General features: G+C 34.5%; 28 protein-coding genes. 13 read left to right on the top strand and 15 right to left on the bottom strand.

The features are described from left to right. The 8 genes from F7888_RS02500 to F7888_RS02535 all read left to right on the top strand — a co-directional run bounded on the left by F7888_RS02500 (position 1) and on the right by F7888_RS02535 (position 8,076). Positions 1-2,178: a glycoside hydrolase family 88/105 protein gene (locus F7888_RS02500; protein ID WP_225228567.1), complete on the top strand. Its 2,178-nt coding sequence runs from the start codon at positions 1-3 to the stop codon at positions 2,176-2,178. Between the two features lie 22 nt (positions 2,179-2,200). Next, a complete protein-coding gene (locus F7888_RS02505) occupies positions 2,201-4,258 on the top strand; it encodes a beta-galactosidase (RefSeq protein WP_412095975.1) in 2,058 nt (685 codons plus the stop codon). Between the two features lie 187 nt (positions 4,259-4,445). After that, on the top strand, positions 4,446-4,826 hold the full coding sequence (locus tag F7888_RS02510) for a VOC family protein (protein WP_191776906.1): 381 nt from the start codon (positions 4,446-4,448) through the stop codon (positions 4,824-4,826). Positions 4,827-4,908: 82 nt separating this feature from the next. Then, on the top strand, positions 4,909-5,700 hold the full coding sequence (locus F7888_RS02515) for an aminoglycoside adenylyltransferase domain-containing protein (RefSeq protein WP_318246218.1): 792 nt from the start codon (positions 4,909-4,911) through the stop codon (positions 5,698-5,700). A gap of 117 nt (positions 5,701-5,817) precedes the next feature. Next, positions 5,818-6,168, top strand: coding sequence for a GNAT family N-acetyltransferase (locus F7888_RS02520; protein WP_191777438.1), 351 nt, complete (start codon positions 5,818-5,820; stop codon positions 6,166-6,168). A gap of 18 nt (positions 6,169-6,186) precedes the next feature. Further along, complete coding sequence (locus tag F7888_RS02525; RefSeq protein ID WP_191776908.1) at positions 6,187-6,699, top strand: DNA topology modulation protein; 513 nt, start codon at positions 6,187-6,189, stop codon at positions 6,697-6,699. Between the two features lie 36 nt (positions 6,700-6,735). After that, the gene (locus F7888_RS02530; protein WP_191776909.1) at positions 6,736-7,797 is read left to right on the top strand and encodes an alpha/beta hydrolase family protein; all 1,062 of its coding nucleotides are present in this window, start codon (positions 6,736-6,738) and stop codon (positions 7,795-7,797) included. 108 nt (positions 7,798-7,905) lie between these two features. Further along, positions 7,906-8,076 carry a hypothetical protein gene (locus tag F7888_RS02535; protein WP_191776911.1) on the top strand — a complete coding sequence of 57 codons (171 nt, stop codon included), beginning with the start codon at positions 7,906-7,908 and terminating at the stop codon, positions 8,074-8,076. A 23-nt stretch (positions 8,077-8,099) separates the two neighbouring features. On the opposite strand, the gene F7888_RS02540 is transcribed toward F7888_RS02535, so the two are convergent. Next, complete coding sequence (locus tag F7888_RS02540) at positions 8,100-8,813, bottom strand: nucleotidyltransferase domain-containing protein (protein ID WP_191776913.1); 714 nt, start codon at positions 8,811-8,813, stop codon at positions 8,100-8,102. A gap of 131 nt (positions 8,814-8,944) precedes the next feature. On the opposite strand from F7888_RS02540, the gene F7888_RS02545 reads away from it, so the two are divergent. The 4 genes from F7888_RS02545 to F7888_RS02560 all read left to right on the top strand — a co-directional run bounded on the left by F7888_RS02545 (position 8,945) and on the right by F7888_RS02560 (position 11,527). Next, positions 8,945-9,643, top strand: coding sequence for a Type 1 glutamine amidotransferase-like domain-containing protein (locus tag F7888_RS02545; RefSeq protein WP_191776915.1), 699 nt, complete (start codon positions 8,945-8,947; stop codon positions 9,641-9,643). Positions 9,644-9,735: 92 nt separating this feature from the next. Then, on the top strand, positions 9,736-9,939 hold the full coding sequence (locus F7888_RS02550; RefSeq protein WP_191776918.1) for a hypothetical protein: 204 nt from the start codon (positions 9,736-9,738) through the stop codon (positions 9,937-9,939). A 299-nt stretch (positions 9,940-10,238) separates the two neighbouring features. After that, a complete protein-coding gene (locus F7888_RS02555) occupies positions 10,239-11,168 on the top strand; it encodes a DMT family transporter (RefSeq protein WP_191776920.1) in 930 nt (309 codons plus the stop codon). A 140-nt stretch (positions 11,169-11,308) separates the two neighbouring features. Continuing rightward, the gene (locus F7888_RS02560; protein WP_191776922.1) at positions 11,309-11,527 is read left to right on the top strand and encodes a hypothetical protein; all 219 of its coding nucleotides are present in this window, start codon (positions 11,309-11,311) and stop codon (positions 11,525-11,527) included. A gap of 9 nt (positions 11,528-11,536) precedes the next feature. Here F7888_RS02560 and xerS read toward each other — a convergent pair whose 3' ends face one another. The 9 genes from xerS to F7888_RS02605 form a co-directional block, all read right to left on the bottom strand. Beyond that, positions 11,537-12,616, bottom strand: a complete 1,080-nt coding sequence (gene xerS, locus F7888_RS02565) for a tyrosine recombinase XerS (RefSeq protein ID WP_191776924.1) — start codon at positions 12,614-12,616, stop codon at positions 11,537-11,539. A 142-nt stretch (positions 12,617-12,758) separates the two neighbouring features. Further along, on the bottom strand, positions 12,759-14,369 hold the full coding sequence (locus tag F7888_RS02570) for a PAS domain S-box protein (protein ID WP_191776926.1): 1,611 nt from the start codon (positions 14,367-14,369) through the stop codon (positions 12,759-12,761). 218 nt (positions 14,370-14,587) lie between these two features. After that, a complete protein-coding gene (locus tag F7888_RS02575; protein WP_225228568.1) occupies positions 14,588-15,556 on the bottom strand; it encodes a CAP domain-containing protein in 969 nt (322 codons plus the stop codon). A gap of 156 nt (positions 15,557-15,712) precedes the next feature. After that, positions 15,713-16,624 (bottom strand): DMT family transporter, encoded by a 912-nt coding sequence (locus F7888_RS02580; RefSeq protein WP_191776928.1) that lies wholly within the window; start codon positions 16,622-16,624, stop codon positions 15,713-15,715. A gap of 95 nt (positions 16,625-16,719) precedes the next feature. Further along, a complete protein-coding gene (locus F7888_RS02585; RefSeq protein ID WP_191776930.1) occupies positions 16,720-17,460 on the bottom strand; it encodes a sulfite exporter TauE/SafE family protein in 741 nt (246 codons plus the stop codon). A gap of 215 nt (positions 17,461-17,675) precedes the next feature. Next, on the bottom strand, positions 17,676-19,118 hold the full coding sequence (locus F7888_RS02590; RefSeq protein ID WP_191776932.1) for an MDR family MFS transporter: 1,443 nt from the start codon (positions 19,116-19,118) through the stop codon (positions 17,676-17,678). Positions 19,119-19,313: 195 nt separating this feature from the next. After that, complete coding sequence (locus F7888_RS02595; RefSeq protein ID WP_191776934.1) at positions 19,314-20,351, bottom strand: sensor domain-containing diguanylate cyclase; 1,038 nt, start codon at positions 20,349-20,351, stop codon at positions 19,314-19,316. Between the two features lie 468 nt (positions 20,352-20,819). After that, positions 20,820-21,314 carry a hypothetical protein gene (locus F7888_RS02600; RefSeq protein ID WP_191776936.1) on the bottom strand — a complete coding sequence of 165 codons (495 nt, stop codon included), beginning with the start codon at positions 21,312-21,314 and terminating at the stop codon, positions 20,820-20,822. Then, the gene (locus tag F7888_RS02605; protein ID WP_318246220.1) at positions 21,304-21,690 is read right to left on the bottom strand and encodes a hypothetical protein; all 387 of its coding nucleotides are present in this window, start codon (positions 21,688-21,690) and stop codon (positions 21,304-21,306) included. The genes F7888_RS02600 and F7888_RS02605 overlap by 11 nt, the downstream gene beginning before the upstream one ends. Before the next feature lie 252 nt (positions 21,691-21,942). Here F7888_RS02605 and F7888_RS02610 point away from each other — a divergent pair, with 252 nt between their 5' ends. Further along, positions 21,943-22,086 carry a hypothetical protein gene (locus F7888_RS02610; protein WP_191776938.1) on the top strand — a complete coding sequence of 48 codons (144 nt, stop codon included), beginning with the start codon at positions 21,943-21,945 and terminating at the stop codon, positions 22,084-22,086. 37 nt (positions 22,087-22,123) lie between these two features. Here F7888_RS02610 and F7888_RS02615 read toward each other — a convergent pair whose 3' ends face one another. The 5 genes from F7888_RS02615 to F7888_RS02635 all read right to left on the bottom strand — a co-directional run bounded on the left by F7888_RS02615 (position 22,124) and on the right by F7888_RS02635 (position 26,390). Further along, positions 22,124-22,285: a hypothetical protein gene (locus F7888_RS02615; protein ID WP_191776940.1), complete on the bottom strand. Its 162-nt coding sequence runs from the start codon at positions 22,283-22,285 to the stop codon at positions 22,124-22,126. Continuing rightward, entirely contained in the window at positions 22,278-23,474 is a 1,197-nt protein-coding gene (locus F7888_RS02620) for a hypothetical protein (RefSeq protein WP_191776942.1), read from the bottom strand. The genes F7888_RS02615 and F7888_RS02620 overlap by 8 nt, the downstream gene beginning before the upstream one ends. Then, on the bottom strand, positions 23,471-24,703 hold the full coding sequence (locus F7888_RS02625; protein WP_191776944.1) for a sensor histidine kinase: 1,233 nt from the start codon (positions 24,701-24,703) through the stop codon (positions 23,471-23,473). Before F7888_RS02625 ends, F7888_RS02620 begins: the two co-directional genes overlap by 4 nt. Positions 24,704-24,868: 165 nt before the next feature. Then, positions 24,869-25,516: a hypothetical protein gene (locus tag F7888_RS02630; protein WP_191776947.1), complete on the bottom strand. Its 648-nt coding sequence runs from the start codon at positions 25,514-25,516 to the stop codon at positions 24,869-24,871. A 118-nt stretch (positions 25,517-25,634) separates the two neighbouring features. Then, positions 25,635-26,390 (bottom strand): AAA family ATPase, encoded by a 756-nt coding sequence (locus tag F7888_RS02635; protein ID WP_191776949.1) that lies wholly within the window; start codon positions 26,388-26,390, stop codon positions 25,635-25,637. Positions 26,391-26,415: the final 25 nt, after the last annotated feature.

Here is a 26,415-nt window from a genome sequence, read left to right on the forward strand (position 1 = left end):
ATGAACAGTTATATTCATATGAACGATAGTGTTTTTTTAAAGCAACGAGATCATATTGAAGGCGTATTGGAAACGATTGCAAACCGTTATATTGGTGATAATCCTCCTCATCCAGTCGCTTATAGGGCTTTTCATTATAAAAGTCCAAAGAGATTAAAAGATTATCGATATCATTTTAATATAAATGAATATTTCCCTAATGGGCAAGAAGGTCAATATGTTTATGCTTGGGGAAAAATTTGGCAAGACAAGAAAACAGATATTGCCTTTGCGGTAAACTGTTTTGGTCCTGTCCAATTATACTTGAACGGTGAGATCGTTTATCGAAATACAATTGTTGAGGAATTAGATCCAGATAAAAAAACAATCTTCCCATTACCTTTAGAAAAAGGGTGGAATCATCTCGTTCTTAGATTTAAAAAGACGATGTCTGGCTGGGGAGGCATAGCTGGAACAGGTTCCTATAAAAGACACCCTCTACATTTCTTAACTCCAACTGATGAGAGGAATGGTCAAGAGGGCTGGCTGTTTTCAGAACCACTAGATCATACACTTGATACGATTCCAACAGAAGATACGGAAAATAGTACTGAGATAAATTGGCTTCCTAATCAAGAAGCTTTATTGGAAGATGGAATATACAATTTATCTAAGTTCTTCGGTTCTGACAAAAATTATTCCTCTATCGCCTGGACTACTATTCATAATGAAAGTGCTGATGAAAAGCAAGTCCAATTACAGGTGACATCAGTTGGACCGATTGAAATTTACTTGAACGAGGATTGTGTTTTTCGTACCGAAAAAGATACGAACAATCAAATTAAGGTGAACGTCACTGGTGGTCATAGTGATCTTGTTGTGAAAAGTACTAGTAATGGTGGCTCTTGGGGTTTTCAGTTACAACCTATAAGTGATGATGTGTACCTCTCTCTCCCAGTAAAAGTTGAAGGGACAGAAAGTGAATGGCTTTTTGCTGGACCATTTAATCGTTCGGAAGATCTCCATTTCGAAGAACTCCTACAAGTAGATACATTGATTGAGAGTATTCAAGGACCAACATTTTGGCGTGTAGATGAAGTGAATACTTGGGTGCGTCCATATTTAGAAAATACACTTTTTGGGAAATGGGATTATCCATTAGGAGTTACTTTGTATGGTTTACTTAAAACAGCTATTGAACTGAAAAGAGACGACATTGTTAAGTATTGCATTAAACACATTCAAACGAGCACATCTCTATATAGCTACTCACTCTGGGATCGTGAAAAGTACGGAGCTGCAGGAGTAAATAACCAATTATCTGCGATAGATAGCTTAGATGATTGTGGTTCCTTTGGTGCAACAATGCTGATGGCAATGGAGCTATCACCGATTAAGGATGGGGATTTAATAGCAAAGGATATTGCAAATTACATAGAGAATATTCAAGCAAGACTCCCAGAAGGAACATTATATAGACGAGAGTCCCATGTTGACTTTATGAAGGATACGATTTGGTGTGATGATCTATATATGAGTATCCCGTTCTTATCGAGATATTATAAAAAAACCGGAGATCGTTTATATATAGATGATTCTGTAAATCAATTTCTACAATATAAAAAGTTTCTCTATATGCCAGAATCGCAAATTATGTCTCATGTCTATAATCTGAAGCTTGATACGGGTACACATATTCCTTGGGGACGTGGAAATGGATGGGTTATCTTCTCACTTGCAGAGCTGCTTACTGTCTTACCAGAGGATCATGAACAACGTCCTGAGCTTCTTGAGTTCTTCAATCAGCTTTCAGAAGGATATCTGAAACTACAAGGTGAGAATGGATTATGGCATCAGGTACTAAATGTTTCAGAATCATATGAGGAAACCTCCTGTACATCCATGTTCATCTATGCCTATTCGAAAGGGATTCGCTCTGGCTGGTTAACAGATCAGGAAAAATATATTACTTCTGTTAATAAGGGCTGGCAAGGATTATCAAAACATGCAATCGATAAGACGGGAAATGTGTATGGTGTTTGTCAAGGTTCTGGTTACTCGTTCACTTCAGATTACTATAAAGATGATTTGACCTGGATCTTAAATGATACTCACGGAATTGGGATTGTACTGTTAGCTGGTATAGAAACAAGAAAACTTCAAAAATGGATAGTTACAAGGACGAAGGAGCTAATTTAAGTTATATCGTAAGGGAGGACATTTGAAGATGAAGAAAAACAAACAGGTCACGAAAGCGAACTTTTTCTTACATGGTGGCGATTATAACCCTGATCAATGGTTAGATCGCCCAGATATACTAGCTGATGATATACGATTTATGCAACTTTCACATACAAATACGTTTTCAGTTGGTATATTTGCATGGAGTGCCCTCGAGCCAGAGGAGGGTGTCTATCATTTTGAATGGCTTGATGAAATCTTTGATAATATCCATCAAATCGGTGGTAAGGTGATTTTATCTACTCCAAGTGGAGCACGTCCAGCATGGATGTCACAGAAATATCCTGAAGTGCTTCGTGTGAATGCTAGTCGCCAGAAACAATTGCATGGTGGTCGTCATAATCATTGTTTTACATCACCGGTTTACCGAGAAAAAACACAGCAAATCAATCGTCTGTTAGCCGAAAGATATGGGAATCACCCTGCCCTTTTATTGTGGCATATTTCAAATGAATATAGTGGTGATTGTCATTGTGATTATTGTCAAAATGCTTTTAGGCAATGGTTAAAGGAAACATATAATCATGATTTGAAAGCATTAAATGATGCATGGTGGGGTCCTTTCTGGAGTCATACTTTTTCTGATTGGTCACAAATTGAATCTCCTTCACCGATTGGAGAACGAGCTGTTCATGGACTTAAATTAGATTGGAGAAGATTCGCTACAGATCAGACGATATCTTTTATAGAAAATGAAATTGTTCCTATACGAGAGATTACACCTGAAATTCCAATTACAACCAATTATATGGCAGACACTGTTGATTTAATCCCCTTCCAAGGACTTGACTACAGTAAGATTGCAAAGCACATCGATGTGATAAGCTGGGATGCGTATCCCACGTGGCATAATGATTGGGAATCAACAGCTGATTTAGCAATGAAGGTTGGATTTATCAATGATCTCTATCGTTCCTTAAAGCAGCAGCCATTTTTGTTAATGGAGTCCACACCGAGCCTTGTAAATTGGCATAAGGTCAATAAAGCGAAACGTCCTGGGATGCATTTGCTTTCTTCGATGCAAATGGTTGCTCACGGTTCTGATAGTATTATGTATTTCCAATGGAGAAAATCTCGTGGCTCATCTGAGAAATTCCATGGGGCGGTTGTTGATCATGATAATAGTCCAGAAAATCGTGTGTTTAAAGATGTAGCTGAAGTTGGTGAAACTTTAGAAAAGCTCGCTACGATTGTAGGGGCTCATCGAGATAGTGATGTTGGCTTACTGTATGATTGGGAAAATAAATGGGCTTTAGATGATGCACAAGGTTACGGACTTGATACTAAGCGATATACACAAACTCTACAGCAACACTACCGTCCATTTTGGGAAGAGGACATTTCTGTTGATGTTATCACTAAGGATCAAGATTTCTCTAATTACAAATTATTAATCGTACCAATGCTATATATGGCGAGTGAAGATACAATTCGTCGAATGAAATCGTATGTTGCTAATGGCGGAAGACTAGTGATGACCTATATTAGTGGAATAGTAAACGAACATGACTTAACTTATTTGGGTGGTTGGCCAAAAGATTTACAAGAAGTCTTCGGAATTCAACCGACTGAGACAGATACATTTTATCCAAAGGATCGAAATTCTGTTCATTATAAAGGCAAATCTTATGAAGTTCATGACTATGCAACAATAATAAATATGTTGGATGGAACAGCTGAAGGAGTTTATAAGCAGGATTTCTATGAAAATACTCCTGCTGTGACAAGTAATCATTATGGAAAAGGAAAAGCCTATTATTTAGGTGCACGACTAGAGGATGAATTCCATCGTGATTTTTATCAGGAAATCATCGATGAACTAGACATAGGCCCTGTTGTCGATATTAAACATGAGAAAGGTGTTTCCGTTCAGACAAGACAAGGTGAAGAAGCAGATTATGTATTTGTCATGAATTTTACAGAAGAAGATCAACAAATTCTTATCCCAAGCCAACTAACGGATATTATTACAGGTGAGGTCCTTATAGGTGAGCTAACTCTACAAAAATATGAGGTTCGTATCCTTATTTCTAAATAGCTTCATGCATAAAGAGCATTTCTTCACTTAGAAGGGATGCTCTTTTTCATTCTTATTATAAAAATACTGATGCTGAAAATCTTTAATAAGTAATTCTTATCAGAAAACATTGAATATTGACATTATACTTATGTTCATTTGGAGATTACAATAAAAGTGAAGTAAGTAATTACATGGAGGCGATGTTATGATTATTGGGATACATCATGCTCAGATAACCATACCTAAAGGAACGGAAGAAACGGCTAAACAATTTTATTGTGACCTTCTTGGATTAATAGAAAAAGAAAAGCCAGACTCATTAAAGCATCGTGGAGGATTTTGGGTAATAGTTGGGGAAAGTGAAGTTCATATTGGGACAGAGGATGGTTTTGATCGTTTAACAACAAAAGCTCATATAGCCTATCAAGTAGAGAATCTGTCATATTGGAGAAGTGTACTAGAACAAAATAATATTCAGGTCCTTGAAGGAATTCCAATACCAGGATATCAACGATTCGAGTTTAGGGATCCATTTGGAAATAGAGTCGAGATGATTCAGGCAATTGAGGGTCCTTTCATTCGATGAAATAAAGGATAATTGCCGCCTTATGTTGAACGTACATAAGGATAGAAGTGATTCTTTAGATTTAGTAATAGGTGGGAGTATAGTGTATATAAGTTGGGACACGAGTTCACTTGATGTTAAAAACGTAGTTCATCAGATTTTAAGAGAGTCAAAAGGGATTATTAGAGATAATTTCATCGGATTGTATGTACATGGTTCATTGGCGATGGGCGGGTTTAATCCTCAGAGTAGTGATATAGACATTATAATTGTAACGAGAAAATTGTTGACTGTTGAAGCGAAAGTTAGCTTGGCTCAACTGTTATTAAGAATTTCTAACAATCCATATCCAATTGAAATTAGTTTTCTGAATATAGAACACTTAAAAAAGTGGGAGCATCCATTGTCATATGATTTCCATTATAGTGAATATTGGAGAACTCGTTATGAGGTGGATATGGCAGTAGGAACTAAACAATATATGAACAATGGACAACAAACAGATCCAGATTTAGCAGCACATATTACAATTATAAATCACCGTGGCATTTGTGTAGAAGGTATACCAATAACGGAAGTATTCCCATCAGTTCCTCGTGCGGATTATATATCCTCAATCATGGGAGACTATTCCGATTGTTTAACAAATATAGAGATAGAACCTATCTATTGCACATTGAATTTAATTCGAGTGTATTGGTATTTAAAAGAAGATGTGATTTCTTCAAAGTATGAAGCGGGTATATGGGGAGCATCAACTTTTCCAGCAGAAATAGCGGCAACGGTGAAAAAAGTGTTGGATTGTTATAAGGATGAAAAAGGTAATATTGAGATTAAGAGAAATGAACTTTTATTATTTAGAAATTATATAGTTAATCAGGTGGGGAATTATTAAATTAACCAGTGATGGAGAGTTTTTATTTGAACTAAGCAGATATTGAGAGGTGATATTTTGGTAACTGAAATTCGCCAAGTTAATAAGGAAGACGTTTGGGAATTAAGGCATAAAGTTATGTGGCCAAATAAGGAATATGATTTTATAAAATTAAAAGATGACGATGAAGGGATTCATTTTGGGTTATTTATAGAGAAAAATTTAATATCTGTTATTTCACTTTTTATAAAAAATGACGATGCTCAATTTCGAAAGTTTGCTACATTGCAGCAAGAACAAGGGAAAGGTTATGGAACAGCACTGCTAGACTTTATATTAAATGAAGCAGAAAGCTATGGTGTGAAGAGGATTTGGTGTAATGCAAGAAAGAATAAGGCAGATTTTTATAAGAAATTTGGATTTGTTGAAACCAATTCTACTTATATCAAAGAAGGGAAATCCTTTGTCATCATGGAGAAATACTTGTAGCGGGTTAGGTGGTTTATTGTGAAAAAAATAGTATTGATAGGTTCTGGAGGCTCAGGTAAATCTACTTTGGCAAGAAAACTAGGTAAAAAGCTAAATATCCCTGTATATCATCTCGATGCATTATTCTGGAAACCGAATTGGGTAGGTGTCTCGCGTGCAGAACAAATTAAAGTTCAACATGAATTAGTGAAAGAACAAGAATGGATAATAGACGGCAATTATGGTGGGACAATGGAGATTAGACTTAATGCAGCAGATACCATTATTTTTCTAGATATTCCTAGAGTTATATGTACATATAGAGCCTTAAAACGAATGATTCAATATAAAAATAGAACGAGGCCGGATATGGGAGAAGGCTGTGAAGAAAGACTAGATTTTGCTTTCTTAAAATGGGTTTGGGAGTATCCAAAAACAAAAAGACCTGATATCTTAAAACGGCTTAATCAGCTGTCTGAAGATAAGCAAGTGTATATTTTAAAATCAACAGGAGAAGTTCAATGTTTTTTAGATAAGGTGATAGAAAAATAGAGTAAGACTTATTTAGCATTTTTATAGGGGGATACCATGAATTCTTCAATTAATGTAGGAAGAGTTACAAAAGTTCTTGTTGATAAAACGAGAAAGGAGTTTTATGAAGAAAATAAAGAGTTTCGTTCTTTTCCAATTAGTATATTTTATCCTACGGAAGAAATTACAACTGAATCGAATCTTATTTCTTTATTTCATACAGCAAGAAATGAAGCAATTGATGTGTTTTCAAAAGTTGGTATTAGCAAAGAACAGTTAAATGAAGTGAAGACATTTGTTAAGGAACATGCTGAGCCTGTACGAAATATCTCTTTTCCAGTATTGTTGTTATCTCCAGGTTTCGGTATTGACAGAGACTTATATATAGAGGTCATTACAGCCATAGTACAAAAAGGATATATAGTTATTACTGTTAGTGTTCCATACGACAGTTTTTTAACGGTTTTTACTAATAATAAAATCGTCTATCAAGCTAAAGAGTTTCCAGATGATCAGACGCAAGTGTTAACAAGAATGAAAGATATGCAGTTTGTTATAGAGCAGTTAGAGAAATGGAATCATGAGGAATATTTTAATGGTCTATTTGATACTAGTAAGATTGGAGCATTAGGTCATTCGTTAGGTGGTGTTTCGGTACTTAATTTGGCATCAATTGACAATCGAATAAGGTGTGTTATTTTATTTGATGCTAGTTTGTATCTAACAGGTGAGAAGATACCAGAGATTCCTGTTCTAAATATCCGTCAAGAAGCTTCAAGCTATGATGAATTTATAACAATGTTAATGGAAGAGGAGAGCAAAGCAGTTAGTGAGGTCATAGCTACTACGTACATAGAGAAACAGTTAAAGCTGTATGAACACTTACCTGTAAGTCGTTCTTTCATAAAAATTATAGGTGCTAATCATCTATCATTCTCAACGATTGGTAGATTTATAACAGAAGAACCACAACATGTTATGACTTCCATTCAGGATATTACTATTGCTTACCTTGAAGAATTCTTAAAGGGGAGAACTAACATTTATTTAGACAAAATAAATGGAATAACTAGACCAATTGGAGTCGTAGAAATTGATGGAAGAGGTTTACAGCTTTAATATTTCTTAATAAATGAGTAGAATGAAAGTTTTTTCTAGATTAGCCTTATATATATTATATACTTAGAGTCATAAAGGAAATTAACGTTTATAGAGGTGAATAGTTTTATGATGAATGTATTAATCGTCATTGCTTTAGGTTTGGCTGTTTTCTTTTCATTTGTAGCTTGGCTGAATACGCAAACTATTATAAGAGATTTAACGGAAATAAAGGCTAAGTTAGGAATTGTTGAAGGAGAGAAAAGCACTTTTCTTGATAGAGACATAGACAACGATTAAAAAAATGTGATATTAGGGGAAATTTATCGTTTCCCCAATGAAAATCCTTCGAATAGTCTTCCACCGTATGGTTCTAGTACCTTGTCGATTAAGACAACGATCTTATCAATGTCATTTGTTTTGTAGTAGGTATCAAATGCAACAACAAATTCGTTTGCAAGTTTCTTGTCATAATGAGCTAATGAGCGAACAGTCCATTTTGATGAACCTATCCATTTACGTTGGGTTCTAAGAATAAATTCACTAAGCAAGCTACCGAGTGTATTAGCAATAAATATGGCTTCGCCTCTATTATTACTGCCGATTAAGTCATCTAAAGCATCTGTTATGAAATATCGTTTTAGATGTATGGTTTCCTTTGACCATGGTGTTGGGCCTTGTTCTAATAATTTCTTTGCTTCTTTTTTTATTTCAGATAACACGCCGGAATCTTTTATTATGAACCCTTCGTGCACCATTCTAGGCATACTAGGTCTTGCTTCGTTACAATCTTTTTCAAAAAAGTAGCGGTATGATGTTAAGTTATGTGCAAATAATTCAATTGGCCAGCCTATTTCAACTAGAGATTCCCGATAAGAAGATACTAGGCTATTGTCGAAAATCACTATATCTAAATCAGAGGTTTCAGTAGCTTCTCCCCGAATGACACTACCAGCTAAGATGGCACCATGACAATGTGGAAAATGTTTCTCAACAAACTTGGTGGCAGCGACTATATGATTTGGTCTATTTTTCATAAACTTGCTCCTTTTTCGATAATGAATATAGGGGTATTTTAACATTAAATTATCAAAAAAGTTATTAATATCTGCAGGATTGATGACATGTATGTTGAAATTAGTACTAATTAAATTAGAGGTGATTCATGATGAAGCAGATTATAGCACTAGGTGGAGGAGGATTTTCGATGGAGCCTGAAAATCCTTTGTTAGATACATATATCCTAAGCCAATCAAGTAAGTCAAATCCGCAGGTTTGTTTTGTTCCAACAGCGAGTGGGGATTCAGAAAACTATATTAACCGGTTTTATCAATTCTTTCAGAACCAAGAGTGCCAGCCTTCACATCTATCTTTATTTAAACCACCAACAAAAGATTTAGAATCGTTTATTTTAGAAAAGGATATTATTTATGTTGGTGGAGGAAATACGAAGAATTTGCTCGCGCTTTGGAAGGAGTGGGGGTTAGACAGCATTTTAAGAAAGGCATGGGAGCAAGGTGTAATTCTAGCAGGGATAAGTGCAGGGTCAATTTGTTGGTTCGAAGAGGGTGTAACAGATTCATTCGGGGGTGGATTAGAACCACTAGATTGTCTAGGATTCTTAAAGGGAAGTAATTGTCCACACTATGACGGTGAATCAGATCGTAGACCAACGTACCAACAACTAGTCGCTAGTCAAAAAATAAAGCAAGGTTTAGCTGCAGACGATGGAGTGGCCATTCATTTTATCAATCAAGAAATAAAAAAGATTGTGAGCTCTAGACCTAATGCCAAGGCATACCAGGTTTTTTTTGAAGGTAAAGTAATAGAAAAAGAGCTTGAAACGGTCTATTTAGCATTTAATTAGTTTTTCCTTGGGGAGAAGCGGGGAGTATGTTTTAATAAAAGAAACAAAGAAATTTAGCGTAAATTAATTGAATAGGAGCAACAAGGTCAATCATGAAAAGATTTAAATTGAAGGATGATTTTAAAGGCTTCAAAAAAGGAACACAGTTTTATTTGGTTGCAGAATCGGAGTTCATCGGGATTAAAGAGTTCGTATTTAGAACGATTGATTTATCGGTAAGGATCTCTACTAATGAAAGAGAAATGTTACATTATTTCGTGGAAATTACTTCTTTCTATAGTGAGGATACAAAGTAAGAAGACATAATGGTTATACGATGATTGAAAAAAATTAATGAAAGTGAAAAAATAAAAAAATTTATTCCGTCTCAATTTCAAAAGTATACTTAGTTATGAGACGGAATTTTATGATTTTTAATTTAGTTCCTATAATATATATTATGTTAACTAGAATAAACAAAATAAAATATTAAATGATTATTTTAATGCTCCCTCCTGTTAGATGATTACATAACCAATTGCAAGATATTTTCCAGTTTGCTATATTGATAGAATATATAAGAAACAATTTCTTATTAGAAATGAGGTGAGATCTATTGAAAAAATATACCGTCCTATTACTGCTTGTTTTAGCAAATTTATTCTGGGCTGGAAATTATGTGTTTGGAGAGTATTTAGTTGCTGAAATGACACCGATTCAAATGACGTTTTCGCGCTGGTTGATTGCTCTATTCTTGTTGTTCCCACTTGCTCATTGGATTGAACGACCTGATTGGAAAAGTGTATGGAAAAAATGGAAAACACTTTTGGTGTTAGCGATCCTTGGTATTATTAGTTATAATTTTCTTTTATACGAAGCCTTACAATACACTTCTTCACTGAATGCATCTTTAGTTAATTCGATCAATCCTGCTGTATTAGTTTTGTTTTCTGTTTTGTTTTTAAAGGAGAAATTGAGATTGAAGCATGGAATTGGAATCGTTATTTCACTGTTAGGTGTTCTGTTAGTATTAACAAAAGGTCAACTGCAATTGATTTTTCATAATACATACAATCATGGTGATCTTTTGATGTTAGTCGCGATTGTGTTATGGACGATTTATTCGATTATTAGCCGAAAAACGAAATCGATTCCACCCATTGCAGCAACAACGGTCTCCGTCTTATTTGCATTAATCTTGTTACTTCCAATCATCTTTTTTTCAGATGTCGAGTTTAATATGAACCTAAGTAATCAGGCCTTGATTGGTATCATTTATATGGGAGTATTTCCATCAGTAGGGTCTTTTATCTTTTGGAATGTTTCATTACGTCATATAGATGCTAGTAAAGCTGGAGTATACTTAAATTTGATTACGGTTTTCACAGCAATCATCAGCTTACTTTTGGGCAAATCGATTACATTGATTCAAGTACTTGGGGGAATTCTCGTGTTTACAGGGGTCTATTTAACTACTAAAACAAGTCATACTACAGCGAAAGATACTTCAATACCTACACAATCTAAGAAATTGACTGGCTCTTAAGTTTTATTAACAAAATTAAAACGGTGCCTGGCTTATGACACCGTTTTTTATGCAAGTATGGATGTAAAAGGTCTAAATTTCATATTTCCTCAATATTTTATACAAAAGTATTAAAATTTTCTTATTAAGGAGAAATGACTATGGCTGTTGTGCACTTTATTGATGGAAGAACGGTTGTATTAAGTCAGTATTTAGCTAACATTCCTGCTGTAGACCAGGCGATAAAAGTTAAAGGACGTAAAGGAAAAGTCATCAATGTAATCGAAATTGATGAAAATCAAGTCCAAGTGTATGTAGAGTTAGAAGCAAAAAATAAAAATCAGGTTGCTGCAAAGGACACGAAAAAGAAAAAGCGATAAGACTCGTGCTTAGTCCTTTGGGATATCCATTTTATCGACTGCACTCCTTAAATCATCATTTCGTATATGGGTATAGATCATCGTTGTTTGAATGGATGAATGCCCTAATTGTCTTCTTAGTTTTGGTACATCATTTATTTCTGAATGATATCTTGTGGCAAATGAATGACGCAATTTATGAACGGATAGGGAAGGCTTACCAAATGCAACAGCATATTTCTCAATCAACTTTTCAATTGATCTGGCTGTGAGCCTTCTTGATTTTCCTTTAGGTCCCATTGCTGCTGCTACAAATAGTGCTTTATTGCTTTTATCTACCTCATAGCGAACGGCTCTGATTTTTAAGTATTCTTGAAGGTCATCCATCGCTATTTTACTAAAATAAACATATTGTTCTTTATTACCTTTGCGAATGACTCTTGCTGAGAACTTGCTGAAATCGATATCGTCTAAATCTAAATTGACAACCTCTGAAAGTCGTAGTCCAGAACCCAATATGAGGGATACAATTGCCGTATCACGTTCAAGATTTAATTTATGAAAGTTTGATAGCTTCTTATTTTCTTTCACCAATTCTCCGTAATCAGAGGCAATGAAGCGTCTGAATTTCTCATATTCATCTCCAAGTAGAATTTTTCCTTCCATTTTATTTGCGATTGTTTCCATACTTTCTTTAAGCTCATTAAATTCAATTTTCGCCATCACGTTACGCTGGAGATAGGGCTTCAGATCTCTAGTTTCTGCGATGTTTTGTAAGTAGTTAAACAACGATTTGAGTGCTGACAATTTGCGATTAACTGTGATTTCTTTGTTTTTCATTTCATATGTAAGAGCTTGTAAAAATCCTTCAACTTGCTGTACAGTTAGTGATTCTAGAAATTCTAATGGAATCTCTTTAATTGAGCCGTTATAAAGTTGCTCAGATACAATCCAGTTAAAGAAGATTTTGAAATCATGACAGTAATTTAATAACGAGGCTGCCGAAAGCTTTCGACGTTTATGATCGAAATATTCTTCAACATACCATGGTAATTCCTTAACAATGATGTTCAATTTTTTATAAAGCTGTTGTTGTGATTCACTTACCATAAAAATTCACCTCAATCCGATTTATCCTATATTTAGTTTACAATTCATTCTTTATTACGTCAAATTTATATTTTGCGTAATAAACTATTTGAGAAATATTCGATGCTTCAATCCACCTCTTTTAAAGCATCGAAGTTTATTATTATTTATCATAAATTTTATAAAGTGTTTTTGTTTTCTTCGCATGATACATGGCCATATCAGCATGGCGGAGAAGTAATTCTATATCTACACCGTGATTAGGATAATACACAATACCAATACTTGTCGTAAAGTTCACAATCGTATTACCTATATAAATGGGCTGTTTGATAACTTCAGCTATATTTGTTGCAATATCCCTGATTTCGTCATCATTTTTATGATTAGGTAATACAATGGCAAATTCATCTCCACCTAAACGATAAATCAGTCCAACATGACCAATGGCTCCTGATAATCGAGCTGTGATTTTTATTAATGCTGTATCTCCTGCTTGATGACCATAAGCATCATTCACTTGTTTTAGTCCGTGTAAATCTAAATACATGATCGTGAACATTTTGTCTTCGTTAATTTCTTCTGCTATATCTAATTGGAATTTAAGACGGTTGGGTAAATCTGTTAACGTATCATGGTAGGCACGATATCGGATCAAATCCTCTTCCTTCTTTTTTTCAGTAACATCCCAAAATACTAATTGAACAGCTGATTCACCATTCAGTTGGACAGGTATCCCATTCACTTCAACATCAATCTCTTTCCCATCTAACCGAATAAATCTTTCATAGCATGGTGAACTAGGTTCTACATTTGAATTTTTAACACGATTTGTAACAATTAATCTATAATCTGGATGGATGATATTTCGAAAATGTAATCCAATAATGTCCTCTGGCTTTTTTGTCCCAAGTAGCTGTAATGCAGTTGAATTAGCATATTTAATAATGTTATTTTGATGTACTAAGATTCCTAATGGAGCATACTCTACTAAACTCCGATAACGTTCTTCACTCTCTGTCAGAGCTTGTTCGATTTTTTTTCGCTCTGTGATATCTCTGTAGCTTAATAAAACTGCTCTTCTTCCCATGAAATTAATTGGGCTAGCAGAAAAAACGGTATCGATTAATTTTCCATTTTTACTCCGTAACGTTGCTTCAATATCAAGAATGGGCTTATTCTCTAACAAAATCTCTTGAGTCATTCTATATGCTTCTTCTACTATTGTAGGATCTATAAATTCCTGAATATGTACCCCCTCTATATCTTCTACCGTTGTACCTACTAGATCAGCAGCTGATTTATTCGCGTATATAATATTAGTTCCATCATGCACCAAAATGGCATCAGGTGAGTGTGTTAACAAGCTACGGAACTTTTCTTCACTTTCAATTAAATTTAGCTCCAATTGTTTTCTTTCTGTAATTTCTTGAACTTGAGAGATTAGATATAAGGATTTATTCTCTTCTCGAACAACAGAAACTGAAAGTAAAACCCATACAATGGTTCCGTTCTTATGTATATACCTCTTTTCTAATTCAAAATAATCTTTTTTTCCATCAATTAATTCCTGGACTTGATTAATATCAGCTTCTATATCATCTGGGTAAGTAATATCCTGAAAAGTTCTTGATAGTAGCTCTTCTTCCGTATAGCCGGTAATCTTGGCTAAGGCTGGATTTACTTTAATCCAATTTCCTTCTAATGAAACCAAAGCCATACCAATAGGAGAATAGTAAAAGGCTTGCTCAAATCTGTCTATGAAATTTATCATAATACTCCCTCAAGTTGAATAATATTCGATGTATTTCTATCATTAAAAAAACACTTACAATTCTTACAAAAAAAGGAACAAGATTTACTAATTATATGCATTATCATAAGTACTTGGCAATTATAATATTCGAATTCGAACGTTTTTTTGAATAAAATATGAACGAAAGCCAAAAAATGAAAAGACCTCCAAATAGATTGAAGGTCTTTTGTTATTCATTATTTTCCAATAAACATTTGTGTCCAATGGTGCCCTGATTGTTGGTATCCAACTCCGATATGTGTGAAATCTTTGCTTAAAATGTTCTTACGGTGTCCTTCGCTATTCATCCATGCTTGAACAACCTGTTCTGGAGTTTGTTGTCCTTGTGCTATGTTTTCACCTGCTGTTTTGTAAGTTACATTAAAGTCCCTCATCATGTCAAATGGTGAACCATATGTTGGGCTTGTATGTGAGAAATAATTGTTCTTTTGCATGTCATTAGATTTTTCTCTTGCTACACCGCTTAATTGTGTATCTGCTTGTAGATTTGATAGACCATTTTTTCGTCGTTCTGCGTTAGTTAAATCAATAACTTGTTGCTCAAATTGACTAATTCCTTCTGCTGCTTGAGACTGCTCAGGTGCTTTTGCCTCCTGTTGTGGCGCTTGCTGTTCAGCTGGCTGCTGTGGTGCTGGAGTTGGTGCAGCTTGTTGCTGTTCAGCTGGTTGTTGTGGTGCTGGAGCTGGTGCAGCTTGTTGCTGTCCTTGGTTAGGTACAGCTTGCTGACCTGGCTTTAAATTGGTTAATTTATTTTGTAATTCTTGTAGTTGATTTTTATCAAGTTTTACATATTTAAATTTTGCCTCTTGAATCTGAACTGCTTTTGTATGAGGATACTTATTACTCGGTGTTTCCGTTTTATCAGCAGAAATGTCAGTAAGTGGACTGTTGTTACCACCTAAATCAGTCCAATTTCCATTGTTATTTCTGTTCCGGTTTGTATCCCTCGTGTTAAAAATTCCACGATCATTTTGATCTCGATCATTTGTGAAGATGTTTCGGTTGTCATTCTGAACATTTCTGTTTTCTAATGTTCCGAATTGATTATGATCTCGGTTCGTCATTCCTTGATCATCATAGTTGCACCCTACCATTGTAAGTAAAGCTACACCTGAAATAACTGTACATAGCTTGCGTTTTATCAATTTTAATGCCCCCTTTTTTTCGATTGTTGGTATTACCCTCATAGTTTTCAACTTTAACTGAAAAGTATTTATGGTAATAATCGAGAAATAAGGAGGCACACTATACGCATAGCATTTATTCAATTGTAATTTAATTTCCATTTGATACTTGTTACTTTATAATGGTACACCAGATGGCCCCTTCTCTTTTTGCTTGATAGCTGCTCCCTTCTTATTCTGTGACCCTAAAAGAACACCTGTTCCCACAAAGAGGAATCCAATAATTTGTAACATTAAAATTGGCTCATCCAATACGATTACAGATGTAATGGCTGCTATGACTGGAACTCCGTTCATGAAAATGGCAGATGGGCCTGGGCCAAGGATACTAATTCCGCGGTTCCAAAGCATATTCCCTACCCCAGTTGGAAAAATTCCTACATACAGGAGCATTAGCCATAGAAGGGCATCAGTCGGAATACTATTCCATCCTTGTGCGGCTTGTTCCCATAACACCATTGGTATGTAACAAATACAAGAAATTGAATATGCGTATAAACTGATGATCGCAGGTGGAAACTTACTATCAGTTGCTTTCTTAATGAAGATAAAGCTTATACTGAATGTGAGTAATGCACCCACAATGAAGAAATCTCCGATATTAAAGGATAGAGAAAATAAGTTTGTAATTGACCCTTTTAATACCACTAAGGTTACACCAATAAAACCAAGAGCAATTCCTATTATTTGTTTTTTCCGTAATGGAGCACTAAACACCAGGTATGAGATAAAGGCTGTAGCTAACGGTGTTAATCCCATAATGAGTGAAGCATTGGTAGCTAGCGTGTATTTAAGCCCAATTTGAAAAACGACATTGTTGATTACTACACCAATTATGGATGCCCATAGCACATAACCCCACATCTTCTTCGTTTTTGGTGTAATAAATAGGTATTTTCGCGTAATCCATAATAAGGCAATTGCTGCAAAAAGGTTGCGAACAAATAATAACGTCCAAAACGGGAATGCTTCAAGTAATAGCTTTGTAAAAACAAAATTACTTCCCCACATTAGAATTACGACTAACAATATAAGCTTCATCCTTGTATGATTCAATGTGTCATCTTCTTTCAAGGTTATTATATAAATAGTGAGCCAAAAGGAAACATAAGAACCGTCGCCAATTAGCCTGGGAAAATCAATTTAATGGCACCAATGGTTCCAAGAGCTAAGATAATCCAATGAAAAATTTTCTCAGGGATAAATTTGATGATGAAGATTCCTAAGAACGCACCAATGATAATGAATGGTATCATCGTCATGTTAAAGTAAAACGAATCCGTAGAGACCATACCTAAAAATAAGTAAAAAGGGATTTTGATGATGTTTACGAATAAATAAAACCATGCCCCTGTTCCAATAAATTCATTCTTTGGAAGTCGTTTCGCAATTAAGTAAATGGACATAATGACCCCAGATACATTACCGATCATTGTCGCAAATCCAGCTAATACTCCCATGGCATAGGTAAACCATTTTGATTCTGGCAGTAATTGATTAATATTTGATTTAATAGAATCTTTGCCTACCTGTAATATGATTAATGTTAATATTAAAACTCCTAAAAGTAGTGATAGTTGTTCACTATTTACCTTCCACAAAACAAAAAAGCCGATAAAAATCCCTGCAAGCACCCATGGTATTAATGAAAATAAATGCTTCCAGACAACACTTCTTCTGTAGTAGAAGACAGCAAATATATCAGCGATGATAAGCATTGGAAGCATAATCCCAACTGAGTCTTTCGCCGGAAACACCTGGACTAGAAGTGAAACATTAAATATACCCAATGTTGAAATGGCTGTTTTAGAAACCCCGATAAGAATGGCGACGGTAATCGAAATAAACCACTCAAATAATTCCATAGAATTAAAGATAATAAACCATCCCCCTTCCTGCCTTATCCTTTATTATAATGACAATTGATGTTCAGAAAAAGATGTAAAATTAAATTTTGGGAATTTTGCCAACTATATACAAACTTCTCGTGACATTCTGCTGAGAAGAACAGCGTAAGAACCGTCCCCAATTAGCCAAAAAAAAAAACGCCCTTCATTGGAGAAGGACGTTTCAATTTGTGTTAATGATTACTTACAGTAACATTTTTATTTTGTTGTGTGACTTCTGTGTTTGCACTCTCTTTCTTATCATACTTAATAAAAAGTGCAATGATTAAAGCAATTAGAGAAAGGACAGCTACTACAATAAATGATACATTCGCACCATAAATGTCTGGTGTTGCGATCGCAGGGTTTTGTTCAGCTAATTGTTCACTTGTTGTTAAAACTGTAACTAGAATTGCTGTTCCAACAGAAGCTGCAATCATTCTCATTGTATTATCCATGGCAGCACCATGTGGAATAAGATGTTTTGGTAGCTGATTTAAAGCAGCAGTTTGAACTGGCATCATGACCATAACTAAACCAAACATACGGATAGCATACATAACAGTTATATACGTAAACGAGGTTTCTACTCCTAAATTCGTAAACGTAAACGAAGATGCTGTTAGAATGGTTAGTCCAGTTAATACAATCCATTTAGCTCCAATTTTATCAAATAATCTTCCGATAATTGGTGCCATAATACCTGACACTAATGCCCCAGGTAAAAGCGCTAGACCTGCTTCAAAAGCTGTGAAATCACGCATTTCTTGCATATATAACGGAATTAGGGTTTCGATTCCAATCAACCCCATAAAAGCAATCATCCCAATAATAACCGCAAATGGAAAAATTGGATATTTGAACACTCTAAATTCAAGCATTGGCTGCTTTAATTTTAATTGTCTTGTGATAAATAGGATAAGTGATAATACTCCAGTTCCAATCGTGAGAATAGTGATTGGATTTAACCAACCGAAGTTCCCGGCACTTGTGAAACCGTAAAGAAGTCCACCAAATCCTAAAGAAGAGAAAATGATTGATAACACATCTAATTTGGGTTTAGTTACCTCTGTCACATTTCTGAGTGCAAAGTACGCAACGAAGATATCGATGATGGCGATTGGCAGGATAATGAAAAATAACAATCTCCAAGAATAATGTGAAGTGACCCATCCAGATAAAGCAGGACCGATCGCAGGAGCAAAGGAAATCACTAGACCAATCAGACCCATTGCTGCCCCACGTTTATTAATTGGGAAAATCATTAAAAAGACTGTTGTCATAAGTGGTAGCATAACACCAGCACCACTAGATTGAATGACTCTTCCAAGTAATAATGTAGGAAAATTAGGAGCTATTCCTGCAACTAATGTACCAAAAGCAAAAACACTCATTGCTGTGATAAATAGCTGCCTTGTTGTAAACCGTTGCAATAAGAATGCACTAATAGGAATCATAATCCCATTTACACACATGAAAACAGTTGTTAACCATTGAGCACTATTAGCTGTAACATCCATTTCATTCATGATAGGTGGTATTGCTGTAATCATGAGTGTTTGATTCAAAATGGCTATAAACGAGCCTGCAAGTAAAAGTGCAACAATCGTTGATCTTTTAAAACTTGATGATTCCATATATTTTCCTCCAATCTATTCATAGCTAGTTTAGATACAATCAATAACCCAAAGACATAATTTTATAGACTAATTGATTATAAACAATTAATCTGCTATTTAAAAGTAATTAATCTTTCTGAAAAGTAATATTTAAAAGAAGTTCTGTTAAGTAACAACATAACCTCTTCTCTACGAATATCATATTTACTCGTATTATTCACCTTGAAAAAAGTTTAACATCTTCGCTAATATACCTGACTTTTGTATTGTGATGTTTGCCATTTCCTCTGTATATATTTTGTAAGTGTTCTTACCTTTGCGTTTTGCAAAATACATTGCCTTATCGGCAGTTTGGAGAAGTGATTTTTGATCTTTTCCATGCTGTGGATAAATGCTAATACCGATGCTTGGGGTGACACGAGCTTCCTGATTTTTAATCATATATACTTTAGAAATTTCTTCAATGATACGTTCAGCTATTTGAGTGGCTTCCTCTAGGCTATATCCTTCTGTCACAATGATAAATTCATCTCCACCCAATCGTGAGATAATGTCATCTCCTTTTAAAGTGTGAGTTAATCTTGCTGCAACATCCTTTAATAATAAGTCACCAGCATCATGTCCTAAAGTATCATTCACTTTTTTAAACCCATCGAGATCAATGAAAAAAACGGCTAATTGTCCTTTTGAGCGTTGAACACTTTTTAAGGATTTTTTAAATAACACTTCTAACATTTTGCGATTGGCTAATCCCGTTAATTTATCATAATAAGCCATCTCAGTAAGTTTTACTTCATAATTTTTACGTTCAGTAATATCACGCGCAACTGTTAAAACTAGATTCTTTCCTTTTTCTTTATACAAAGTGGAATGTAATTCGAACGGAATTTCCTCCCCATTTTTTGTTATGAATATTGTTTCCAGTTTATTATTTTCTTCATCTTTAAGAATGTGTTCCAAGCTATTAGTGAATTCAGTATGTTTCTGTTCAGAAATTAGTTGTAATGGTGTTTTAGACCGGAGTGCTTCGGCACTGTATCCTAATTTCACATAAGCCATATTATTTACATAAATAATATTACTCGGCTCCCCATTTTTTAATTCGAAAATTAGAATAACGTCACTTATATTATTTAGGATCCGTCGATATTTTTCTTCATATTCGATTGCTATGTCTAAATGGTTCATCAACTCAATATGTGTTTTTTCTAACTGTTCATAGTTCGTTTTAAGTGACTTTATTTGTAGCATATGTTTTCGTACCAATAGAAACATAAGGAATAGGAAAATTAGAAACAAAGTTTGTATGATTATATTATTGATATTTATGATAACTAAGAAAGATATTGTAATTAATATAAGCGTGTATATACCCAATTTGTATTTGTTCATTAAACAACCACCATTTACATACTCTCTATTTTTATATTGCTTAGTCTACCCTAAGTACAAAACTTGATCTCAAGATCTAAACATATTGCAAAAAAAAGAGGATTTCCATAGTGCTTAGCACATTGTTATAGGAATTCCTCTTTTATGAAGGCTGTTTTCTCAAAGTTTGTTGTTGTTTTGAGATGAATTATTGAGAGTGAGATTTCTAGCAGACTGAATACACTCAAGACTCCCGTGGGATGCGTGTGTCCCCACAGGACGCGGAGTGTATTCAGGCTGCGGGTTTTAAAAGCAACAATCTATACGAAAACAGCCTTTATGAAACACTTATTTGAAAATCACTGATATAATTTGTGCAGAAGACATTTGGCTATCCACTTCATAAGTTCCAGGACGTAATTTGCTGGCTAGTCCCTTCTTTTCAACATCATTAAAGAAATCCATTGCATTATCAATAATGTTTGCCTTAACAAGTGCTTCCCCTACATCAATACTTGTCATACCAGTTGTTACTGTTAGCATTGTGCGGTAGATAACTGTTTCTTTTACCTCATCTTCCTTTTCATTCGTTTCAGATCCTTCTTCTTTGCTATTATTTTTACTAGCAGCTTCTTCTGCGGCAGCCAATTGTTCTTTAAACTCGTCTTCTGTATGGATCACATATCCCGTTGAAGCTAGTAATTCTTTCATTTCTTCAGTAGAAGGAGCTTCAGCACGTTGTACATTCGTCCCTTCACTCTTGTCTAGGAAGTATACCGCTCCTGAGATTCCAGTAGCAACAATAAGACCTGCTGCAAAGCTGCTCACTAATTTAGCTTTCATGATCCACTGTTCTCCTTTCATCATCTTTAGAAGTTAAGTAAGGAGATAGTAATTGCTCTGCTTCATTGATTGCTAATTTTTTTTCAGCTGCAATGCTCTCAATAGAGTATCCGCGTTTATATAAATCTAGCATTTCACGTAACGCTAGTCTCTCTTTTAGAGTAATTTGCAAACCCGCTTCCCTTAAAGTAATTTCAGCATCAAGCTCGATGTTTCGAATTTGGTCTTTTAATTGAGTGAGTTCATTCATCATTGAGATGTGAACCATGTCAATTTCTCTATGTTCTTCCTTAGATGACTGCCTAGTTTTCAATACTGAGATAATCAGTAACAATACTGCTACGCCAAGTAAAATGGCTAACGTCCATTCCATCATAATATGAACCTCCATGAGCTTTAAATCTTACAAGTATTTATTATACCTTCAAATTCGTCAAATTTCGATTCAAATCGCGAAAACACTTCGAAAGTTTGACGGAAATGCCATAATTTAACGGAGTAAAAGAACTGAAAATAGGAACATAGTGCCTTTTAATAATTAATTCTTCCTTCCACACTGTTATTATTTTCTAGAAAGAAACATACAATATCCATAATTAAATTTATTAAAAAACAAGGAGTTTACATCATGGGGAAATTAATACAACTGAATTCAATTCCAAAAATATTGGAACTTGGTGATCGCAATGAAAATTTACGCAGACGACGAGACTCCATTAATAAGCGCTTAAAAGAAATTGAAGAAATAAAAAAGAATATATTTAAGAAATAAAAAAGGGAATAGCTTAGCTATTCTCCCTTTTGTGTACTTAATATGTCTTTTCTCGTTGCATCCCATAATTTCTAATGGCTTCTACACGTTTGCGTAATTCCTGCCTTTTTTCTGAACGTTTCATACGGCGGTCATCTGTGATTTGTTTTTGTGTTTTAAACTCAATGATTTTTAATTTGTTATCGTTTGCTTTACTCATTTGTACCCGCCTCCTTTAAATGCTCTTGTATGCTATGATCTGATAACAAACAGAGAGCATGAATTAACCGATAGACTTCTCTTGAATCTATTATATCATTTTTCACTAATAAATGGGATACCTTTTGATCAGTTGTGTCAAAATGAAAATTGTAGACCCAAATTTTATGTTGATCAATATCCATCTTTACCCGTAATGAAACAACTGTATGATTCTCGTATGGATAGTTAATCACTGGTTGCGATAATTCATCCTTTACCACTTTGACTGCTCCCCATTTTTTGTACAAGCTTTTATCATCAAGAGAGATTTCATTAGGAGAAGAGCCTGTTGTCCCTACATCTTCTATCTTCTTTAAGAAATTCTTTCTTTTCTCATACAACGTAAATCCAGAAACTAAGTTTAAATCCTTTGTCGTAAATACACCATTCTTCATTCGGTATAAGACTTTATTAATATCCTTAATTAATTCAATGACATATTCAGCACCTTTAGAAAGTTCTTCATTTTCTTTTTCTAACTCACCAATCGCATCTTCATAAGTATTTACTAAAATATTAAACTTCTCATCTTGTCTATTTAATCTAGCTTTTAACATGGAGATTTTTGTTTCTAACTGGTGCTTTTCGGCCAGAAAAAAGTGATCTAAACGCTTTTCTAGATTATTGGATAATTCCTCAAAATCATCAGTAGTTATCTTCATACTAGTTAAATAATCATACAATCCCCGGAAATAGTATTCTCCCTTATTATCAAGAAAGGCTGACCGGAACATTTCATACTCCTGTCTTCGAAACAAGCGGTAAGCACCTGTATGAAAATGAGCACTTTCAAACTGTAGTAATTTCGGGTAGTAAAAACAAATTGTAAATATGTATCCTACTACTAATCCGACAGCCATAGAACCAATGTAGTCGATCCAGTCACTAGGTGAGAGTGCGACAGTGCCTGTTAACATTGATAGAAATGGGATAATAGCTAAAAAGAAATTAGATTCGGAAAAACTTTTTAAACCATTATGTACTGATTTTATCTGCGCTATATCACGTAGCGGACTAAATAAAAGCCAAAGGAACCAGTTTGAATATTTCTCATCAATGTAACTGCCCTTCATTTTTTCAATCACCTGGTCAAAAGCATGACTTAATCCAAGAAGCCGACTATGATAGTTTTTCTCTTCATTCTTCATCCCAAAATCACCTCTTGCCTTGTTTTTGCAGGAAAACGTAAAATGACCGTAGTTCCTTCACCTTTAGCACTCTCAAAGTGAATGGATCCATTATATTTTTCTACAATATTAAAACAAATCATCATTCCCAAGCCAGTCCCTTTACTTTTCAAAGAGTAGAAAGGAGTACCCAATGATTTTATTTCTTCTCTTGACATCCCACATCCTTGGTCCTTTATTTTAATTTCAACATTTTTTTTGGAAGGCTCAACAACTACAGTTACTGTATCCCCATCATTTGATGCTTCGATTGCATTTTTAATGAGATTAATGATCAATTGCTTAAACTCTATATTATTTGCAGGAATAAAGCATTCTTCTTTTACAAATAAGTCAATATTATTGTCGTGAAAAAGTCCATACGATTTGAGTAAATCAGTTACACTTTCAAGGGAAGTCTTCACATTGACAGTTTCTAGTTTGATAGCTCCATTAGGTTTTGCAATCGAGAGAAATTGAGAAATGACATTTTCAGCCGTCTTTAATTCATCAATCATTAAACTGAAGTTTCTCTTCACATCTTTATTAAAGGAAGGATCACTTTCATATAATTGCAAGAAACCATTTACGACAGTAAGCGGGTTTCTAATTTCATGAGCAACTGCAGCTGCTAATTGGCCAGTTGTCCGTAAGCGCTCAGAATGTTGTATTTCCTCGTAATAAATTTTGAGCTTTTTAATGCGAGCATATGTTAAATGAAAAATGAGATACAAGAATATTTGGCTACCAAAGAAATTGATGATATTGCCAATAAGGTCTTGATTTATATCAGGGTAAATGTTTCTTAAATCCGTTAATGAAATATAACTAAATGTAGCCATCATTAGAATCGAATTTACGACCAAGGAAAAATAAAACAATTTCGAATCAAAAAAGAATATTGAAATACCTGGGATCATACAAAGAAAGATAAAGCCTGTCCAAGTATTGGGATATAGAAAGAATATCGTGTAGAAATAAGCCGATGCGATTAGAATAATGAGTATTCTTAAATACTGACTTTCAAATCGAGGATAAAGCAAAATACTAGTTGCTAATGACAAAACTAGTACTATATGTAGATAATACCCTAACGGATGTTCACTAAGTAAAGGATTAATGAATAATAACCCCATCACCATTAGAAATATGACTGCTAAGATTAATTTATAGTAATATGATTTATTTATTTCTGTATAAAAATCCTTCATATGTACTCCTTCTATTCTATAACCAAATTGAGACTAATAGTTGTGCGTAATCTTGAATGGAATATCCATATCTTTCTAGTATATACGTATTTTTTTATGAAATTCAACTTTCATGTCATGTAAATACCGCTCCTTTTTGGGAGCGGTGGATATTAAACACTTGATTTAAAAGCTTTCATACCAAGACGTTTCGTCTAATGGTACGCCATCTTTCAAATAATCTACGTGTACATTTGCATGCTTTAAATCTGCTTCTTCTTTTAAAAAGGTGATAAAGTCATTAACTAATTCCTCATCACCGGATTTTGATTCCCTTGGTACAAACACCATGATTGATGGTGTTACATCATAGTCTCTATAACTATTTGGGTTCCTATAATCAACAGCTAAATCATATTCTATTCTCTCATCGAAAAAAATCCATAAATCATCTAATTCACCGAATGTATCTTCTAAATAAGGTCGAATCACTTTAGCCAACTCATTTTCCCATTTATCAGCTATATAGCTATCTTCTGTTTGCTTTGTATCCTTATTATAAAATACTAAAAATTCCGTTTGATCTTCATTATTTATCACATTGGCTGCATACTCAAAATCACTAAAATTTCCCATGTTATCATACAACGTATCAACTATTTCCATATCTGCTTGAGGATACTTCTTTTTAAGATGTTCTTGCGCCTGCTCTGTTACTCTTGCAACCTCAGCTTTATCCGGTTTCATACTTTGCAAAAATGCAAATACTAAAATAGCCACTCCTAAGATAATAATCCCAAGAATAATTAATCCCCACTTTAGAAATCTCTTCAATTAATCATTCCCCCTAATCGACCTTTACTAGCATTATATCTTATTTTGTTGGTTAATTCTTCCTTATATTAGCAGAAAAAACTAAGGGATATGAAATGATAAATACGTTATCAAGATCTCACTTTAAAAGATGATGAAACAATCGTTCACGGTCATCAATAAATTGTTTCATAATTAAATAGTGATTGGTTTCTTCAATAGTGACTTCATCCATGCCATCTTCAGTGAGTTGAATAATTTTTGAGTCTGGGTATGCCATGATAATGGGTGAATGTGTCGAGATAATAAATTGAGAACCTTGATTGACCAATTCATGAATTCTAGATACTAAAGATAATTGTCTCAAGGGCGATAGTGCTGCTTCTGGCTCGTCCATAATATATAGTCCATTTCCGCGGAAACGGTTTATGAAAGCAGCAAAGAAAGACTCTCCATGTGATTGTTGGTGAAGGGACTTACCTCCGAAGGAATCAACAATTTTTGGACCCCCACTTTCTAAATCTAATTCTTCAATATTTGTTGCAACATTATAAAAGGTTTCGGCCCTGAAGAAAAAGCTATCTTCTGGTCGATAAACTCCTTTAATGAGTCGAATATACTGATCTAGGTTAGAGTGTGAATGATAAGTTGAAAAGTTAAAATTCATTGTCCCTCCTTCAGGATTAAATCCTAACCCAATCGAGATGGCCTCAAGTAATGTAGACTTACCCATTCCATTCTCACCGACAATATACGTTACATTAGGATGGAAAGCAATTTCTTTGAAGCGTTGCACAATCGGTAAATTAAAGGGAAATACATGTTCATTAGGGATAAGCTCTTTCTTTAGATAGAGCGCTCTTACATATTGGGAATCATAATCTAACTGTGGCATTTCATCACCTACTAAAAAGTTTGAT

The sequence above is a fragment of the Litchfieldia stipae genome (assembly GCF_014837155.1).
Taxonomy (GTDB): domain Bacteria; phylum Bacillota; class Bacilli; order Bacillales; family Bacillaceae_L; genus Litchfieldia.